Raw genomic sequence first — 17,384 nt, 5'->3', positions numbered from 1 at the left:
CTGCTCGGGGCCGACGACTTCCCGGCGGACCTGGCGGCAGAGTACGGCTACGTCAACCGCGTCCTTCCCGAGGGCGAGCTGGACAACTTCGTCGATTCCTTCGCCCGCCGTATCGCAGGGTTCGACAAGGTCGCCGTAGCCGGAACCAAGGCCCTCATCGACGCGAGCACCTCGATTCCGGACGAAGAGTTCGGATCCGCCCTGTCCGCCTACTTCCAAACGGTGGGACGGCCGGTGAACGAACACCGCGTACGGCGCCTCTTCGAACATGGCCTGCAAAAGCCGGACGGCGTCGAACTCGACCTCGGCAAGCAGGTCGCGGAGAGCAACCGAAACTGACGCCCGCAACACAGCACCCGGAGCGTTCCAGGACGGGTGCAGAACCAATCAGGGCCCCAAGGTCCACGAGCAGGCCGCTACCGCACGTCAGCGGGCCGACGACGTGGGACGTGCCGTGACCAGTCCTGGCCGGGCCCCGGGCAGTCTCCCACCTGGGGGTCCGGCCGACTGGCAAGAAGGGAGGAAGGTATGGCATCCGACGAACCGTGGTGCTCCATACAACGCAGTCTGCACGTGCTCGGCGAGCGCTGGAGCCTGCTGATCATCCGCGAGATCTTCAGCGAAAGACACCGCTTCACCGAAATCCAGTCAGCACTGGGAGTCGCATCCAACCTCCTCACCACCCGCCTGAAGAAGCTGGTGGACGCCGGAGTCCTGCGAAAGCAGACCCACCAGGAGCCCGGCAGCAGAAACCGCATCAGATACCACCTCACACCAGCCGGCGAGGAACTGCTCATCGTCCTTGCCGCCCTGCAACAGTGGGGGGACCGCCACTGCCCACGTCCGTCCGGACCCGCCGTCCTACGCCGCCAACGCTCGTCCGGACTCTCCGTGCACGTCGGCCTCATCTCCGACACCGATGGTCGTGAGATCCCCAACACGGATCTCGACATGGTGAGCGTTCAACCTGGCCGACCGTCCCCCTGCTGCGGGTGTTGACGCTCTCGCTCACGTTGGCCCTGCGGGCGATTCGGCAGATCCGCGTCGGAACGGCAGGTACTGCGCCCAGGCGTTCCGCTCCAGTGCATTTGTGGACTGGATCTGCTTCCCCTGGCGTTCCGGGAAGGCCGCGAACCGTATGCGTGCCGACCACCTCCGTCACCCTATGCGACCTGTACATACTCATGGATGAGGCCGCCGAGGCGGTCACGCTGGAGGATGCGCGACGGGCCGTCGATGGGGGGCGGTTCGGGCGCGCCGACACCGTCGGGGCGTCGCTGCCCGAGGGATCGATGAGGCCGATGTTCGTTGTGGTGGGCCGGCGTACTCCTCGACCGTCGCCCCCTCCCCACTCCCGACGTCCCAAGCCGAAGATCACCGTACCGGCACGCCTCGAACAACCTGGCAGAGCCATCCGCTCGGCCACGAACCGCCGCCAATGTCCTGGCTTGCGCGATTGCTTTCAAGACTGGAGGTTTTGCACCTCGCCGGTCAGGAGGTGGCCGCCGAGGCGGACTCCGAACACGGTCTGGTGCGTCTCGCTCACCTCAAGTCCCTCGGCACTAGACGAGTCTTTCCGAACACGGTCAGTGGTCCCTACCTTGTTGATCGGGATGAGCGAGCCCTTCGTATGGTTGGCCCACCCAGGGGCGTCGGGTGTGGCTTTCAACCTTCTGCTGCTCGTGGTTGAGGGGGACCCGGCAAACTTGCCGGGTCCCCCTCAACCACGGGGGTAGGTCTGGAAACCGAGCGGCTATCACGCGGCGGGGGCCACCCGGAGCCCTGGGCACACCGTCTCCAGCAACGGTCTCGGGTGGCGCCGCCATTGGTCACAGGGAGCAGGTGAGTGCTCCGGAGCGGCAGATGATTTGGTCGGTGCGGTCCCAGTTGCTGCGGATCCCGTTGAGGTAGTTCTGGGCGTTGGTGCCGGGGGACTGGCTGCCGTTGATGATGGGGGTGATGTTGTCGACCCCGGCGTTATAGGCCATCGCAAGCAGTTCGTCCCGGGCGTAGGCGGTCGGCCAAGTGGCGGGCATTTGGGTCTCCAGGGCCTTGAGGTACCAGGCCTCGGCTTCGACGTCGAGGGCGGGGTCGTGGGCGAGGTCCTGCCAGGTCCGGCCCGCGAGGAGGCCTTCGGATTGCTGCTGGGCCTGGGTGAACGCATTCTGGCGCATGTTGGCGATGCCCAGGCTGGTGGGCAGGTGGGACCGCAGCTCTTCGCACCACGCGGTGTGGGGCATGCCGGGGAAGTGGCAGCCGTCTTCGTTGCGCAAAATGTTCATCATCAACCGCGGGTCGATGGTTGCCTCGTTCGCGTACTTGACGACGAGACCGAGGTACTTCACCGGGCCGCCGCAGGTGAGGGCGTCCAGGGGGATGTCTCCGACCGAGCAGGTGGCCGGGATGTCCGTGGAGTGCTGTACCGGGTCGCCGTCGGTGAGCTGGGTGGCGGCCAGAGTGGCGATGTTCTTGTTGCCGGTGGTGCCCTGGTCGAGGCGGGGGTCGTGGCCGCCGCCGGTGGTGGTCTTGGTGGGGCCCTCGCACGGCGGAGCGGTCTGGTTGACGGGCGCGTTGGTGTGGACGAAGGCGTCTGGTACGACGACCACGTCGCCGAGCGGAAGCTGGCCGGGCATGCCGGCGTTGGCGGCGTCGATCTGGTCCCAGTAGGGGTCCGTGCCGCCGGGTCCAGCGGCTTCGGGACCACTGACCGGAGTGTGGGCGGTCAGGTAGCAGGTGATGTGGACCTCGGTGCCGTCCGGGAACTGTCCGACGGTGGGCAGGCTGGTGGTCAGGGCCGGGCCGTTGGGGTTGATCACAGCGCCGGAGGGATAGCCGTGAACGGCAAGAGGATTGCCGGCGTTGTTGACGATGCCGTTGTAGGAGGCGGTGGAAGCGTCGTTGGCGACGGTGCGGATGGTGTCGCTGCTGTGCGGCGCGAAGCTGCCGACGGTGTGCAGGTAGACGCCGGTGGCGGCGATGGCTCCGGCCGCGAGGACGGCCACGCTGGCACGCCAGGTGGGGCGAGGTGCCGGGCGGCGTCGGAAGAGTCCGGGCATGGTGAGTCTCCCTGATTGAGTGGGACGAGCCGGGTGAACGAAGCACCACGGGGTGCTCCCGGGGATGTCGGGGGCTTCGGGCTGGGCAGGCCACGGGGTGGGCGCGGGGCGGTCAGTACCAGGTGTGGGCTTGCCAGAAGGCCCAGGCGTTGCAGGCGTTGCCGTAGCGGGCGTCGATGTAGGCGCGCATCCAGTGCAGTTGGGTGGCGGGGTTGGTTCTCCAGTCGGCGCCGAAGGGGGCCATCTTCGCCCCGGGCAGGGCCTGGCCGAGGCCGTAGGCGCCGGAGGAGGCGTTGGCTGCGGTCGGGTCCCAGCTGGATTCGCGGGCGATGATCTGTGCGGCGCAGCCGTACTGGGTGCCGAAGATGGCGGCCGCGAGCTGCTGTGGAGGGTCGGTGGGATGGGTGGGGGTGTGGATGGGCGCGATGGTGATGGCGGAGTGGGGGGCGGATGCGGTGCCGGGGTGACGGTAGGTGTCGACGGCATCCGGTGGGGGCAGTGGGGCGTAGCGGACCGTGGTTCCGGTGTGGGCGGCTTCGATGACGTGGCCGCTGCCGGCGTAGAGCTGGACATGGCCGAGGTGATCGGTGAAGACCAGGTCCCCGGGACGGAGGTGGCTGCGGTCGACGGAGAGCCCGGTGGTGGCCTGGATGTAGGTCGGGCGCGGCAGGTCGACTCCGGCCGCGGCCCAGGCGGCCTGTACCAGGCCGGAGCAGTCGTACCCGTGCTTTCCGGTGCCGCCGAACTGGTAGGGGACGCCCAGCTGCCGCTGTGCAAAGCCGACTGCGGCCAGGCCGGCCCGGTCACGGGTCGTGGGTGTGCTGGTGCTCGCCTGGCTGCGGGCGGGCGCCGACGGCATCGTCGTGACTGGGGTGCGGGTGGGGGGCAGCAGCAGGTGGTGGCCGGCGTAGATGAGGGTGGAGTGCCCGAGGTGGTTGAGGGTTTGCAGGGTGGCGACGGTGGTGTGCCAGTGCTGGGCCAGTGCCCACAGGGTGTCGCCGCCCCGTAGCAGAACCTTCGTGGGATGTCCGGTGGAGGAAGCCGTGGCATGGGCGGGCGCGGCCGGCTGTGCGGGGACCGGGGTGGTGAGGGGGGCCGGCCGGGCCGTGGCAGGGGTGTGCCGGGATGTGGCGGCCGAGCTGCTACTGGTGGTGGTGCAGGCGATCAGGGCGATCAGAACGGTGAGGGTGGCCAGGAGGGCGCCGAGGAGCCGTGCGGCGTCAGCCGGCAGAGCGGGTCGGTGGGCCGGACGCCTGTGCGGCGAGGTGGCGGGCATGGCGGTCTCCTGAACCGGGGTCGGCGGGTGGGGTGCGACTCCAGTTCAGGGCCGGATTTTTTGACCAGCCAGGGGCTTTTGTTGACTAGTTGGCTGGTCAGCTTGGTGACGGTCAGTACGTGGGCGGGGTGACCGACAGGTCCTTGGTCCAGCCATCGGGGGCTTGGATGCGCCCGGATGCGGTGACGGAGGTGTTGGCGCCGTAGGCCATGTTGGTCCAGGTGCACGTCATCCCGGGCGTGATGGTGCAGGTCTGCCAGGTGCCCATGGAGGTGCAGTCGCCCGGGTAGCAGTTGGTGTAGCTGCCGTTGGTGATCTTCACGCGGCCCTTGTAGTCGGGCTTGAAGGCGGTGACGGCCCAGTTGGTGCCGCAGGTCTTGGAGTAGTAGATGTCCACGTAGCCGACGACTCCGTTTCGGTCGGCCTCGGCGCGCTGGACGCGGTAGGCGTTCATGTGGGAGCAGCCGCTGTTGAACGGATCCTGTCCCTGGCAGCCCCAGCCGTTGGCGCCGGAGCCGCAGTTGTAGGTCGGGGCCGGGTCGCGCAGCCCGGAGTTGGCACCGCCTCCGGAGGTACCCCCGCTGCCGGTGCCGCCCGAACTGGTTCCGCCCGAGCCGGCGGTCCCACCGCCCGTGCCGGTGGTCCCACCGCCCGTGCGGGTGGTCCCACCGGACGTGCCGCCGCCGGAGCCGCCCACGATGCCGCCCTCGGTGCCACCTGCCGTTGCTCCGCCGCTTCCTCCGGTCAGGCCACCATTGGTCGGCACCGCGGGCGTCCCGCCACTGGATGACAGGGAAGGGAAGGGCGGGCCGGAGCTGAAGCCGCCGGACGCCCCTGTGCTCTGACCCGGGAGGGGCGCCACCGGTTTGCTGGGGCTCGGGCTGAGGGTGATCGCCTGCTTCCCGAACCCTCCACCGTAGATCATCAAGGCCACCACGGTGGCCACCGCGAGGACGACCGGCAGCAGGGCCGCGCCGGTCAGCCACCCCCGCCGCTGCGACACCACGGCCCCGCTGGTGTGGCCGGCACTGCCCGCACCGGTGGCGGCGAGCTGACCGGCTGAAGGGTCGGCGGGAATCACGGCACGGGAGGCGGCATCGCGGGCCTCGGCCTCGCGGCGCGCAAGATCCCCAGCGAGGGCCTTGGGCAGCCAGCCGCTTGATCCCCCGACCTGTGGCGCATCGATGCGGGAGACGACGTCGGCCGGGGCGAGCCGCTGGTTGAGGTTCTTGTTCAGGCAGTCCTCGATCAGGGCGGCCAGATTGTTGTCCACGCTGGTCAGGCCCTCAAGGTCGGGCTCGTGGTGGACCACCCGGTACAGCACGGCGCTGGTGGAGCCCTCACCGAACGGCGGCCGCCCGGTGGCCGCGTACGCCAGCGTCGCGCCCAGGCTGAACACATCCGTCGCCGGCGTGGCCTCCGTGGTGCCTTCTGCTTGTTCTGGCGCCATGTACGACGGGGTGCCCAGCTGGGCACCGGTGACGGTCAGTCGGCTGGCGTCAGCGGCGCGGGCGATGCCGAAGTCGATGACCCGCGGACCCTCGGCGGACAGCAGCACGTTGGCGGGCTTCAAGTCCCGGTGCACGATGCCGGCGGCGTGGATGTCGGCGAGCGCCCGGGCGAGGCCCGCGGCCAGCACCCGCAGCGAGGTGGGCGGCAGCGGCCCGAAGACCTCGACGGCCTCCTGCAGCGTGGGACCGGGAATGTAGGGGGTGGCCAGCCACGGCTGCGCGGCCTGCCCGTCGCTGGCCAGCACCGGCACCACGGCACCGCCGTGCACCTTCTGTGCGGCACGTAGCTCCTGGGCGAACCGGCGCCGGAAAGCGGCGGAATCAGCCAGCTCAGGGCGCACCACCTTCACGGCAGCCAACTGCTCCTCGCCGTCGGCCACCCCGAGGAACACCCGGCCCATGGCCCCGGCCCCCAACAGCCCCACCAGCCGGTACGGGCCGGCCAGAACCGGGTCGGACGCCGACCGCTCCCCCACCACCGCACCCGGCACCAGACCCGGTTGCGGGCTCCCGCGTTCGTCCGGGTCGCCGTCCGGGGCAGCCGGTACCGATGCGGCCTGCGGTGCGGCATCGGGCGGCAGCAGGCCGGGATGGGTGGCGCGCAGCTGCTCAGCCAGTTCCTCCCAGCGCTGCCGCCAGGCCTCCATGTCACCGCCGCACGCCCCGACGTAGGCCAAGGTCACATCCAGCGAGGGGAGCCGGTCTGCGGAGGCAGCCGCCGACAGCGAGGCCGGGGAGAAGCCGGCCCTGGCAGCCAGCTTGCGATAGCTCGGCGCGCCCGGCGCCTGGCGGCGTAACTCGCGCAGATCGAAAGCGAACCGGTGCAGCCGACTCTCGTCCGGGTTGATCTCTTTTTCCGGCCTGCCCACAGCCACGTCTCCCGCCCCCTTGAACACCACTGTCTCGGCCCGAGATTGACCACCACGTACCGCCGCTGAACACCAAGGGGTCGCTGGTCAACAATCCGCGCCGTACCACGGGAGTCAACCAGTCGGCGAAGCCGCATGACAGGGCTTCACCAAGGAAATGGAGGACCTCCCCATGCGCATCGTGGCGCGCCCACTCACCCTGCGGTCCATCCGCCGCAAGACGCCGCCTGGTTTCGGTCGGCGCGGGCGCGAGTGGACCCTGGCCCTGGTCACCGCGAGCCTGCTCGCGGTCCTGATCGCCGTGATGCGGCCAGGTGCCGACGCCCCGTCCAGCGTCGTGCTCCAGGCGGCTCCGGCCGACTACGCGGCGAACGACTACCCCGCCGACCCCGCTCGGCCCGGCGCGCCGCATGCCGACTCCCTCGACAGATGGGGCTTTTTCACCGGCGAGTGCACCTCCTTCGTGGCCTGGCGCATCCGCCAACACCTGGGCGTGCCCGATTTCACCAACGGCTACCACGGCGGTCTGTTCGGCTACGCCTGGCACTGGGCCGACAACGCGGACGTGCTGGGACTGCCTGTCGACGCCACCCCCACCCCCGGCTCAGTCGCGGTCTTCCCGCCCAACACCGCTAACGCCGGGCCCTTGGGGCACGTGGCCGTCGTCCTGTCCGTGAGCCCTGCCGGGACGGCACTAGTCGAGGACTACAACTGGCGCGACGCCTGGGACAACTACCAAGAGCACGCCTACAGCCAGCACACCGTGCCCACCGCGCAGCTGCAGTTCATCCACTTCCGCCCGCCCTCCCCTTCAACGCCCCGCCCCTCCGTCAAGCCGCTGACGATGACGCCGAAGACCACTGCCCCGGTCAAGCGGCCTGCCCCCGCCGCCCAGCAGCAGCCGCGCCCCCACGTTTTCCACGTCTACGCACCCGCCGGCCTGAGTGAACGCGCCGCACCCACCCTCAGCGCCCCCATCCGTGCCCGCCTTGCCGCCCACACGGCCGTCACGGTCACCTGCCAAACGACCGGCGATCGGGTCTTCGGAACCGGCGACAGCAGCACCGTCTGGGATCGCCTCGCCGACGGCGGCTACGCCACCGACTACTGGATCGACACCCCCACGATCGACGGCTTCAGCCCCGGCATCCCCCGCTGCTGACCCGAGCCACACCTGCAAGCAACCGACACCACTCCCACACACACGGATCAACGGAGGACACCATGGCCATCCGTCTGGCGCCCGAAAGGCTCCACCAGGTCAACCGCACCACCCGGCACGGCATCGCCGCCGCCCTCGCCCTCACGACCGCCGGCGCGGCCCTGTTCGGCGTCGCCGAACTGCGACATGCGCAGACCCCCACCACCCTCACCACACAGAACGCCGCCGCCGCCCGCCAGACCACCACCGGCACCGTCCTCGCCACCCAACCCCTCACCATCCGCGCCTACAACCCCCAGACGACGCCCCACCCCTCCACCCAGCTCCCCGCCACCGGCCACACCCTCACCAGCCCCAACCAGGTCACCATCGACTGCTACTACATCGGCCAAGCCGTCCCCGGCCTCGGCGCCCGGGGCGGACCCACCGACTCCTACTGGGACCGTCTCAGCGGGCCCGGCATCCCCCAACTGCCCAACGGGTCCGTCCCCGTCGCCGCCGACGCCTGGATCGATACCGGCGCAGACGTCACCACCCGCGTCGGCCCCTGCACCGACGCTCCCGCATCACCGCAGCAGGCGACCACACCGGTCAAGATCCCCCTGACCCAGGATGCGAACGTTTCCGCCGGCCTGGACCGCAACAACGACCAGTCCCCCTTCGCCGGCGGTGGCTCGCTGTACTACCAGGTCAACGGAGGCCCCCACGACGGCGGCATCGGACGATGCACCACCGGCTTCGGCGTGCACAGCACCGTGGACAACCGCACCTACCTCCTCACCGCCGGACACTGCGCCGCGATCGGCCGCACCACGTTCCACGCTCAGCACAACGGCACCTCCGACATCTTCGGGAACTGGCACTACGACAAGACCACCGTCGGCACCTTCACCCACGCCGACGCCAGCCAGGACATCGCCATGATCGAAGCACCCAGCACCAACACACTCTTCGACGGCGGCGGCGCACCAAACGCCTTCCAAGGCGATTGGCGGCTCGGCGACGGCATGCCCGTCGCCCACCCCGGCACCGTCGACACTCGCCGCACCTTCCTCAAGCCCGTCGACGGCATCTCCCACCCCGGCATCAACGACACCGTGTGCGTCTCCGGATCCGCCACCGGGGTCGCCTGCGGACTGAAGATCGCCGCCACCGGCATCTCCGTCACCTACCAAGACGACAACGACCAGCCCTACGCCGTGCACGGGCTGATCGCCGCCGAAGTCCCCGCAGGCCAGCAAACCGCCACCCACGGCGACAGCGGCGGACCGGTCTTCACCCTCAACCCGACGAACGGCCACGCCTACGCCGCCGGCACCATCAGCGGCGACTGCACCGACGCCATCCCTGCATCGGTCAAAAAACCAGGCGCCTGGTACCTCTGCTACGCCCCCATGGACGCCTACAGCAACACCTTCCACATCACCGTGAACACCCCCACCCAACCCCCCACCATCGGCCCCAACTGGTAACCCCCTCTCCCCCGCCCCGGATAGCGAGCTCTCAGGGGCGCCGTCCTACCGTCGCCCGTCGCTCCGCGGGGTTCTGTTGCCCTCCGGGCACTGGGACGAGCTTGGACGCTGGCACAGCGGTTCCGCTGGCGGTCGAGCAGGCCCAGAAGCCGATGTCGCTGGTGATCACGGCCGGACAGCGCGGTGACTCCCCGCAGTTCCAGGTGGTCCTGGGTCGCATCCGGGTGCCTCGGCTCGGGCCGGGCCGTCCGCGAACCCGGCCGGACAAGGTTCGCGCCGACAAGGCGTACGGCTCCCGCGCAAACCGCGCCTACCTGAGCAAGCGCGGTATCCGATGCACGATCCCGGAGAAGAGCGACCAGATCGCCAACCGCAAGAAGCGCGGTTCCCGCGGTGGCCGGCCACCACTGGGGGCAAGTGGAGGAAGCCCCGCAGATCGCTTGATCACACGATCGCGGACTCCACGAAACTCGGGGCAGCTCAGATCGCTGGCCGATCCTGAGCCTGGCGTGCGCACCGGTCACCGTCGCCCTCGCTCAATGAGACAGGCCGGGCCGTCACTACGGGGGGAAGCGACGGCCCGGCCTGCGTCCACAGTGCCACACCAACGGATCAGATGCAGCACGTCCGGACGCGAGTCCGGCACCAAGTGGATCACTTTTGATCCGCCGTCAGAGGGTCAGCGTTTCGGCCGTCGTCGAGACATGTCGGCAACGGGTCCTCGCTGGGACCATCCCCGCGAGTGCGGGGAGCAGTTTCCGGCACCCTGACCGATCAGCCGGACCTCGGGACCATCCCCGCGGGTGCGGGGAGCAGGAAGCCCGCGCCGAGGCCATCGAGGAGGAGTTGGGACCATCCCCGCGGGTGCGGGGAGCAGCGTGCTCCACAACCTCCCGCCGGTCCACGGCGGGGACCGTCCCCGCGGGTGCGGGGAGCAGCCGTCCGTGCAGATGCGCACGATCCTGTGGCCGGGACCATCCCCGCGGGTGCGGGGAGCAGTACCAGACCATGTTCCGTGCCAGCGTCTCCACGGAACCATCCCCGCGGGTGCGGGGAGCAGCGGCCCCGAGCCTAGGCCCCGGCAGGACGAGCGGGACCATCCCCGCGGGTGCGGGGAGCAGCGGCCCCGGCACCAGAACCACCCCGGTACCGAGAGACCATCCCCGCGGGTGCGGGGAGCAGCGCTGCGGGTGATGGCTGATGGCTGCCAACGGGGGACCATCCCCGCGGGTGCGGGGAGCAGTTGGCGCCGTCGGGCAGCCTCCGATAGACGATGGGACCATCCCCGCGGGTGCGGGGAGCAGACGATGACGGCGTTCGCCCGCGCACGCTGGGCGGGACCATCCCCGCGGGTGCGGGGAGCAGTGACCCTGGTACGTGCCGCGGAGCGTCAGATCGGGACCATCCCCGCGGGTGCGGGGAGCAGAGCTCGACGACGTAGCTCCTGCGCCCGGGCTGGGGACCATCCCCGCGGGTGCGGGGAGCAGAAGGTGATGCACAGGCCGAGCCAGTAGGCGGTGGGACCATCCCCGCGGGTGCGGGGAGCAGCCCTCGTGCTTCGCGGGCAGCTGCCAGGTGCGGGGACCATCCCCGCGGGTGCGGGGAGCAGTCGGTGCGGTTCTCGTGGGCGTCCAGACGCCTGGGACCATCCCCGCGGGTGCGGGGAGCAGAACGGACCGCGTAAAAGGAGCAGTTGTGGCGAAGGACCATCCCCGCGGGTGCGGGGAGCAGCGTGCTCTGCCTGCACGCGCAGGAGCTGGCCGCGGGACCATCCCCGCGGGTGCGGGGAGCAGTCGGCGAGGCGGCTGCGGTCGCCGGGCGCGGCGGGACCATCCCCGCGGGTGCGGGGAGCAGGGAGGTGTACCGCGGTGCGTACGGGTCACCGGGGGACCATCCCCGCGGGTGCGGGGAGCAGACTTCGCGACCTGCGGGTCTATGACCGCAGGTCGCGAAAATTGAGCACTTTCACAGAATCCGGCAAATGTTGTGAATTTGAGCATATCGGGCGTCCGGTTGATCAGCGATTGCCGAAGCGGCGGCGTTTGGCCGCTTTGCTCCAGTCCGGGCGGGGCGTGGTCGTCGGGGAGGGGGCGGAGGCGCGGTCGTTGGGGCGGCGGATGACGGTGAGGCCCTCGTGGTCGACGGGGTGCCAGGCGTGCTCGTGGGTGCGGAAGGTGAAGCCTTGCTCATTGTTGGTGGTGTGGGCAAGCAGGGCGCGGCCCTGACCGGAGTACTGGCGGACCTCGTGCCACAGGGCGTCGCGGACACGGGCGGAGGGGTTGCTGATGAAGACGCCGGGTGAGATTTCGATCAGCCAGCGGGTGAGGAAGCCGCGTAGGCCGGCGGGGCAGTTGGTGAGCACGATGACCGTCACCAGGAACTCTCCACGTCGTGGTTGACGCCCGCGGCGACCTGCATGCCCCGGTCGGACTGGAGAGTGACCTCGTCGATGTCGTCGTCGAACGCGGCGGGCGTGGCGCAGTCGGGCAGGAGCAGGCGGTGGATGTCACCGACGACGCGGTCCAGCAGCCGTAGCTCGTGGATGCGGTCGCGCAGCGCGCGGCGGGTGCGTGCGCCGACGTCCTCGGGTGAGGCGGCTGCAGCGTCGAAGGCGACGGGAATGCCGACTTCGGTTTTGTACAGGTCGGCGATGTCCAGTACGAAGGAGAGCTCGTGCCCGGAATGGACGAATCCGAGGGCGGGCGAGCAGCCCAGTGCGGCAACCACGGCGTGGGCGACGCCGTACATCGCCTGGGCGGCGGCGGTGATGGCCTGGTTGACCGGGTCGCCGGAGGCGAAGTCGCCGGGGGTGTAGCGGCGGCCGTGCCAGGGGACGCCGGTGCGCTGGGATTGAGCGCGGTAGCAGTCCTTGACACGGTGGCCCTCACGGCCGAGCAGTTCCTTGCGGGTGCAGCCGGAGGGGTCCTCGTCGGGGAAGCGCAGCTGGTACATCGCGCGGGCGATGTCCAGGCGAGTGCGGCGGTTGGCCCAGCAGGAGGCCTGCGCTTCGGCAAGGGCGGCCGAGCGGGACAGTGCCCGCCCGGCCGCGTAGTAGCGCACACCGTGCTCGCCGACCCAGACCACACCGGCCCCGGTCTCGCCGAGCACGCTCATCGCCTGATGGGTGATGCGGGTGCCGGGGCCGAGCAGCAGAGTGCCGATGGTCGCGGAGGGGATGTGGGTGGTGCCTTCGGCGTCCTCGGCGGTGATGGCGTTGGCGTCGCGGTGGATGGTGCAGCGCTCGAGGTAGATGAAACTGGCCCGGTCGGCGGCCCGGGCCAGTTCGCGCGGGCTGCTCGCGGGTCTGCGGCCGACGGTAGTCACCGGCTCACCCCACCGGGGCGAGCGTCATCAGCCCGCAGCCGTAGGCCTTGGGCCCGATCCCCTCCACCTTGCCGAGGTGCTCGGACTCGATGAGAAGACCGCGATGCGTTACGCCGACTCGACCCGTCAGCTGCTTCTGGCCTCGCCCGGTGAGCCCCCCGGCGGAACTGTCAGAGAAGCCGAATAAAGTCCAGTGACGTCCGTATCCAGTAGGAGAGACCGTGGCTCTCGAGGCCGTTGAAGCGATCCGCCAGCTTCAAGACCGGAGTTCCGCCAAGCGCCGCTTGGCCGCGAAGCGACTTCGAAAACTGGGCGACTCAGATGCCGGTCCTGCCCTGCTCGAAGCCCTGAAGAATGAGGTGAGGGATTCGCGGACCTGGGAAACCCAGTACCAGATGACGATGGCGCTCGGTACTTGCGGCTCCCCGTCCGACCTTCCCTACCTGCGAGATCTCGTCCTTCAGCGCGACACTCTCCATGCGGTTCACACTGCCGGGGGCGACGCCATTGTCCGGCTGAGCTACATGGAGCACACCACACTGAGGCGATTCGCTGGTGCATGAGTACCGGTAACGAGACTCTTGTGGGCGGAGCGTTGCAGGCCGTGGCCATGCTCCGGCTTGCCCTGGATCAGGAAACCGTGACCGACGTCCTCGACTTCATCGAAGCTAGGTCCCCACAGGATGGGATCTACTTCTGGCCCGCTGTTGCCGCGGCCGGCTGGACGGGGCAGCGAGCGCACGCCTTCCTCACCTCATGCGTCTCCAGCCCCCGATCCGATGTCGCCGAAGCCGCCACGAACTCCCTTGCCGGGAACTACGGCACCTACCGACCCTTGTAAGCGGTGCCACACCCCGGGTTCGTCGTGAACCCGGGCCTCCTCGCCTGAGAATGGTCAGTTCAGGCCTAGCTTGGACAGGGCGGTGGTCCAGTCAGTGACGATGGCCTGCTGCGCGTCCGCGAGGGTGACCTTGCCGGAGCAGACGGCGGTGTGCAGTTTCGTCTCCACCGGGTCCTTCTTGTTGTTGATCCCGCCGCCCGGCTTGTGGCCCGGGTCCGCCGGCTCCACCCACAAGTTGCGGGCGTCGTTCGGGTCACCCCCGAGCTGCAGGGAGATCAGGTGGTCGTACTCGGCGTCCCCGAGGCTGCCCTTGTAGCCGTACGAGGCGGCGTTCGCCTGCTTCTCCTTACGAGTGATCGCCTCCGGCGGCCGGATGTTCTTGGTGTAGCCGCCCTTCCGGCAGATCGTCGTGGCCAGGTTCGCCTGCGTCACCACCGGAGAGACAGCGCCCGGGGTGCATGCCAGGTCCTCGAGGGGCTCGCCCTGCTCGTACCGGTAGTGACAGCTGCCTGCGGGCGGCTGCTGCTGCACCGTGTACGTCGTCTGCGGCCCCGCACCCACCGGAATCTTCGCCGCCCCCGCGGGCACGGCGCTTCCCGACGGCGCCTGCACCGACGCTCCGCCCTTCCCCGGAGTGTCCGACGCGGACTGCGAACCGGACGAACAGCCCGCCAGCAGCAGACAGGAGAGCAGCACCGGCGGCACCGCGCGGCGGATAGAACCCATGACGACCCCTCACGAACAAGCGACAACTGGGCCCATGCTCCCCCACACGGACCGCCTCCTACCGCTCATCGCCCGGCGCACAGGTGCGCGCCTGGTGACCCGAGCACGGGTGGCCCGCTTTCGCAGTGATGCTGGACGCGTTCGAGATGCGCCTATGCCCTCTCTTTCGGATCTTCCTGGGCGAGCGGCGTTGGGCACCCCGGCAAGATCCGAAAGAGAGAACCTGGGCCTCAGCCGACCCGGTCGAGGACAGACGCCAGCGCGGCGCGCAGTTGTTCGTCCTCGCGGATCATCGCGTGGTCGGACCCGGAGACGACCAGGCGGCGGTCCCCGGTGGCGAGCGCGGCCAGCCGGTCGTGCTGTTCCAGCGTCAGGGCGGCGGCGCCGAGGGCCCGCAGGGCGTCGCAGGCGCCCTTGAGGTCGGCGCGGGTCTCGGCCGAGTGCAGCACCGCCTCGGCGAGCCGGGCGCGGTCGAGGCCGGCCGGATCGGCGACGGCGAGCAGCCCGAGGACGGCCGAGGGTGCTTGGGCCGGGTCGTCGAGGAGAGCTTGGAGCCGGGCGGTCAGCGGGCGCCCGGCAGGGCCGAGCACGGCGATCTCGCGGGCGGCCCGGGCGGCCGTCCAGTGGAACCATTGTCGGCCCTCGCTTCTGTCGAATACCGAGGCCAGCACCGGGACGACCTCGGCGGCCTCACCGGCGATCTGCCACAGGGCGAGCGCGAGGGCGAGGTCGGTGTCCACCTCCGGCGTGGTGTCGCGGTCGTTGGTGCGGTCGAGCGCCGTCCGCAGGGCCGGGGTGAGGCGGGTGGCCGCCGGGCCGAGGTCGGCCAAGGCGCGGGCGCCCTCGACGCCGCCGCGCACACCGGTGGCGAGCGCCGCCTCGGCGGCGGCGAACAGCGGCCCGGTCTCGCCGGTCAGCTCGTGCAGTGCCCGCGCCACGACCAGCTTCCGGGCGCCGGCCCGCAGAGCGGTGGCGGCCTGCTCGCGCTGCTCTGGCCCGGTGCCGGCGGCAACGGCGGTGATTGCGGTGGCGGCGTACTGGAACCGGGGCAGGACGGCGCACAGTTCGGGCAGCGCCTCGACGGCCTGTGGGCCCCATTGCCGCAGCAGGTGGACCAGCTGGGCGGTGTCGTTGTGGTCCTCGGTCGTCGAGCAACCGCAGTCCTTGCACCCTTCGGGACGCTCCAGCGCCTTGGCGGCCAGGCGAGCGCGGACCGCGGCGAGCAGTTCCGGGTCGAACGGGAAGGGCGTATCGGCCGGGGCGTGGGACCCGGCGGCGCACTGCATGGCGCGCGGGCGCCGGCCGAGGGCCCGGGTCAGCAGCGGGGCGGCGGCCTGCGGCGCCACCAGGACGAGCGCGGCCAGGGCCTGGTCGGCCGCCTCGTCGTCCGGCTGCGCGGCGAGTTCGGCGAGGACGGGCGCGGCCTCTGCGGCGGCCGGGCCGATCTTGCCCAGCAGCCGGGAGGCCGCCCAGTCGGCGGCGAGCGGGGCGATCGCGGGGATCAACCGCTGCGGGGCGCTGCGGGACAGGGTGCAGGCGCGGTCGGCCGCCCACAGGGCCTCGGCCCGCACCTCGGGCCGCTCGTCACGCAGCGCGGCGTCGAGCAGCGCGAGGGCACTCTCGCGGTCGGCGTCGGTGTCCCGCCCCAGCAGGATCCCGACGATAGTGCGCAGCGGCTCCCGGTGCTCGTCCGCGTAGCCGGACCTGGCCGTCTCACGCGCGGGCAATAGGCCGAGGACGGCGTCGCGGTGCGCGGCGAGCCACGGCTCCTCGGCGTCCAACGCGGCGAACACGGCGGCCAGGCGCAGCGGCGCAGGCGTGTCCGGGCCGAGCAGGACGCGAGCCTCGGCCACGGCGCCCGCGCGGTCCAACCGACCGTACGCGGTGAGGAGTTCGGCCCGGACGGCGGGCGCGGTCTCGGCGGCCAGGCGGGCCCGGACGGCGGGCAGGGCGGTGCAGGTGTCCCGGGTGTGGCCGACCGTCCAGCCGGCCGCCTGCCGGACGGCAGCGTCCTCATCGACCAGCAGCTTTATGAGCAGCGGCAGTTGGGCGGTTACGGCGGCCCGGACGGCGCCCGGCTCGACGCCGTACTCGTCCTCGCTCTCGGCGAGGCAGCCGAGCAGCCGGAGCGCGTCGACGGTCTGCCGGCCGGAGGCGGCGATTCGGGCGAGGTACGGGGCGGCGTCGACGCTGGCCGCGTACACGGTGCCCTGGTGCACGATCGAGCCGTACAGCTCGTCCAGTGCCTCCTCGGCGTCCTCACCGCCCTCGGCGAAGGTGCGCAACAACCCGGGCAGGTCCTCGGCGGGGCCGTAGGCGTGGTTGACGGTGGCCCACGGGTGGGCGTCGAGCCCGGCAAGGGCGGTGGGGAGCTCCATGGCCGTGATCTTCGCGGGGACCTCCGACATCCGCTCAGGCCAGGTGCCGGAGGTAGGCCTCGGGCCGTTCGAGGAAGCGGCGCCAGCGGTCGCCGAGTTCAAGGTCCTGCCAGCGGGCGGTGCGGACCCCGTGCACGCCGACCTCCAGCACGGCCGAACCGAGGGGGCGAGCACCAGCGAGTGGGTGGCACAGACCACCCCCGGCGCCAGTGCGGCCAAGGCCGTGCAGCAGGCCGACCAGGGCCAGGGCCGCGGGTGCGGGGAGCAGCCGTCCGTGCAGATGCGCACGATCCTGTGGCCGGGACCATCCCCGCGGGTGCGGGGAGCAGGCCAGATGCCCGACGATGATGCGCACCTCATCGGGACCATCCCCGCGGGTGCGGGGAGCAGGTCCACGGCGCACGGATGGTGCGGTCGGTCTGGGGACCATCCCCGCGGGTGCGGGGAGCAGTCCGTGGTACGGGGCCGCAAGGCCCGGAAGGTGGGACCATCCCCGCGGGTGCGGGGAGTAGCTTCCGTAGGTCGTCGTGCTGCCGGTGACCAGAGGACCATCCCCGCGGGTGCGGGGAGCAGTGCCAGCCCGAACCGTAGGTGTGCACCGCGTAGGGACCATCCCCGCGGGTGCGGGGAGCAGACCTCGGAGGCCGCGAACGCGCGCATGCCTGAGGGACCATCCCCGCGGGTGCGGGGAGCAGCGGTTCGAGCTGCGCCACCGGGACCTCGACCTGGGACCATCCCCGCGGGTGCGGGGAGCAGTTGTCCCCGTCGT

At 70.8% G+C, this 17,384-nt stretch carries 13 protein-coding genes, 1 pseudogene and 2 CRISPR repeat arrays (1 of these 16 only partly in view); of the genes and pseudogenes, 7 read left to right on the top strand and 7 right to left on the bottom strand.

The window, feature by feature from the left end; translation table 11 throughout:
* A partial coding sequence (locus tag ACFYX0_RS34510; protein WP_388976430.1) for an enoyl-CoA hydratase/isomerase family protein occupies positions 1-339 on the top strand: 339 nt, incomplete at its 5' end.
* A gap of 234 nt (positions 340-573) precedes the next feature.
* On the top strand, positions 574-999 hold the full coding sequence (locus tag ACFYX0_RS34505; protein ID WP_388976427.1) for a winged helix-turn-helix transcriptional regulator: 426 nt from the start codon (positions 574-576) through the stop codon (positions 997-999).
* 830 nt (positions 1,000-1,829) lie between these two features.
* On the opposite strand, the gene ACFYX0_RS34500 is transcribed toward ACFYX0_RS34505, so the two are convergent.
* The 3 genes from ACFYX0_RS34500 to ACFYX0_RS34490 form a co-directional block, all read right to left on the bottom strand.
* Positions 1,830-3,056, bottom strand: coding sequence for a hypothetical protein (locus ACFYX0_RS34500; protein ID WP_355924387.1), 1,227 nt, complete (start codon positions 3,054-3,056; stop codon positions 1,830-1,832).
* Positions 3,057-3,168: 112 nt separating this feature from the next.
* Positions 3,169-4,332: an NlpC/P60 family protein gene (locus ACFYX0_RS34495; protein ID WP_388976425.1), complete on the bottom strand. Its 1,164-nt coding sequence runs from the start codon at positions 4,330-4,332 to the stop codon at positions 3,169-3,171.
* Positions 4,333-4,444: 112 nt separating this feature from the next.
* Entirely contained in the window at positions 4,445-6,718 is a 2,274-nt protein-coding gene (locus ACFYX0_RS34490) for a protein kinase (protein WP_388976423.1), read from the bottom strand.
* Positions 6,719-6,884: 166 nt separating this feature from the next.
* On the opposite strand from ACFYX0_RS34490, the gene ACFYX0_RS34485 reads away from it, so the two are divergent.
* From ACFYX0_RS34485 to ACFYX0_RS34475, 3 genes and pseudogenes are all read left to right on the top strand, one after another.
* The gene (locus ACFYX0_RS34485; RefSeq protein WP_388976420.1) at positions 6,885-7,874 is read left to right on the top strand and encodes a CHAP domain-containing protein; all 990 of its coding nucleotides are present in this window, start codon (positions 6,885-6,887) and stop codon (positions 7,872-7,874) included.
* Between the two features lie 62 nt (positions 7,875-7,936).
* Complete coding sequence (locus ACFYX0_RS34480; protein ID WP_388976417.1) at positions 7,937-9,346, top strand: hypothetical protein; 1,410 nt, start codon at positions 7,937-7,939, stop codon at positions 9,344-9,346.
* A gap of 164 nt (positions 9,347-9,510) precedes the next feature.
* Positions 9,511-9,750: pseudogene (locus tag ACFYX0_RS34475) on the top strand (transposase); the annotation flags it as partial.
* 322 nt (positions 9,751-10,072) lie between these two features.
* A CRISPR array of direct repeats spans positions 10,073-11,261; the repeat unit is 28 nt; unit sequence GGACCATCCCCGCGGGTGCGGGGAGCAG.
* Positions 11,262-11,363: 102 nt separating this feature from the next.
* Here the strand turns inward: ACFYX0_RS34475 and cas2e are convergent.
* Positions 11,364-11,720, bottom strand: coding sequence for a type I-E CRISPR-associated endoribonuclease Cas2e (gene cas2e / locus ACFYX0_RS34470; RefSeq protein ID WP_388976415.1), 357 nt, complete (start codon positions 11,718-11,720; stop codon positions 11,364-11,366).
* Positions 11,717-12,670 carry a type I-E CRISPR-associated endonuclease Cas1e gene (cas1e, locus tag ACFYX0_RS34465; RefSeq protein WP_388976412.1) on the bottom strand — a complete coding sequence of 318 codons (954 nt, stop codon included), beginning with the start codon at positions 12,668-12,670 and terminating at the stop codon, positions 11,717-11,719. The genes cas2e and cas1e overlap by 4 nt, the downstream gene beginning before the upstream one ends.
* Positions 12,671-12,891: 221 nt before the next feature.
* Between cas1e and ACFYX0_RS34460 the strand changes: the two genes are divergently transcribed.
* Positions 12,892-13,233: a HEAT repeat domain-containing protein gene (locus ACFYX0_RS34460; RefSeq protein ID WP_388976409.1), complete on the top strand. Its 342-nt coding sequence runs from the start codon at positions 12,892-12,894 to the stop codon at positions 13,231-13,233.
* Positions 13,230-13,511, top strand: a complete 282-nt coding sequence (locus ACFYX0_RS34455) for a hypothetical protein (RefSeq protein ID WP_388976407.1) — start codon at positions 13,230-13,232, stop codon at positions 13,509-13,511. Before ACFYX0_RS34460 ends, ACFYX0_RS34455 begins: the two co-directional genes overlap by 4 nt.
* 54 nt (positions 13,512-13,565) lie before the next feature.
* On the opposite strand, the gene ACFYX0_RS34450 is transcribed toward ACFYX0_RS34455, so the two are convergent.
* Together ACFYX0_RS34450 and ACFYX0_RS34445 are read right to left on the bottom strand one after the other, a co-directional pair.
* A complete protein-coding gene (locus ACFYX0_RS34450) occupies positions 13,566-14,237 on the bottom strand; it encodes a hypothetical protein (RefSeq protein WP_388976405.1) in 672 nt (223 codons plus the stop codon).
* Positions 14,238-14,467: 230 nt separating this feature from the next.
* A complete protein-coding gene (locus tag ACFYX0_RS34445; protein ID WP_388976402.1) occupies positions 14,468-16,645 on the bottom strand; it encodes a hypothetical protein in 2,178 nt (725 codons plus the stop codon).
* A gap of 209 nt (positions 16,646-16,854) precedes the next feature.
* Positions 16,855-17,384: a CRISPR direct-repeat array (repeat unit 24 nt; unit sequence GGGACCATCCCCGCGGGTGCGGGG) (it continues 787 nt past the right edge of the window).

Origin of the sequence: Streptomyces sp. NPDC002573, from assembly GCF_042889625.1 — a bacterium.
GTDB classification, from domain to species: domain Bacteria; phylum Actinomycetota; class Actinomycetes; order Streptomycetales; family Streptomycetaceae; genus Streptomyces; species Streptomyces gibsoniae.
The sequence above is the reverse complement of the archived record's forward strand: the minus strand, read 5'-3'. Positions and strand labels throughout refer to the sequence as shown.

Coding starts and splice junctions, on each gene's coding strand:
- ACFYX0_RS34500 (WP_355924387.1), bottom strand. CDS start 3,056: ATGCCCGGACTCTTCCGACGCCGCCCGGCACCTCGCCCCACCTGGCGT.
- ACFYX0_RS34495 (WP_388976425.1), bottom strand. CDS start 4,332: ATGCCCGCCACCTCGCCGCACAGGCGTCCGGCCCACCGACCCGCTCTG.
- ACFYX0_RS34485 (WP_388976420.1), top strand. CDS start 6,885: ATGCGCATCGTGGCGCGCCCACTCACCCTGCGGTCCATCCGCCGCAAG.
- ACFYX0_RS34480 (WP_388976417.1), top strand. CDS start 7,937: ATGGCCATCCGTCTGGCGCCCGAAAGGCTCCACCAGGTCAACCGCACC.
- ACFYX0_RS34455 (WP_388976407.1), top strand. CDS start 13,230: ATGAGTACCGGTAACGAGACTCTTGTGGGCGGAGCGTTGCAGGCCGTG.
- ACFYX0_RS34450 (WP_388976405.1), bottom strand. CDS start 14,237: ATGGGTTCTATCCGCCGCGCGGTGCCGCCGGTGCTGCTCTCCTGTCTG.
- ACFYX0_RS34445 (WP_388976402.1), bottom strand. CDS start 16,645: ATGTCGGAGGTCCCCGCGAAGATCACGGCCATGGAGCTCCCCACCGCC.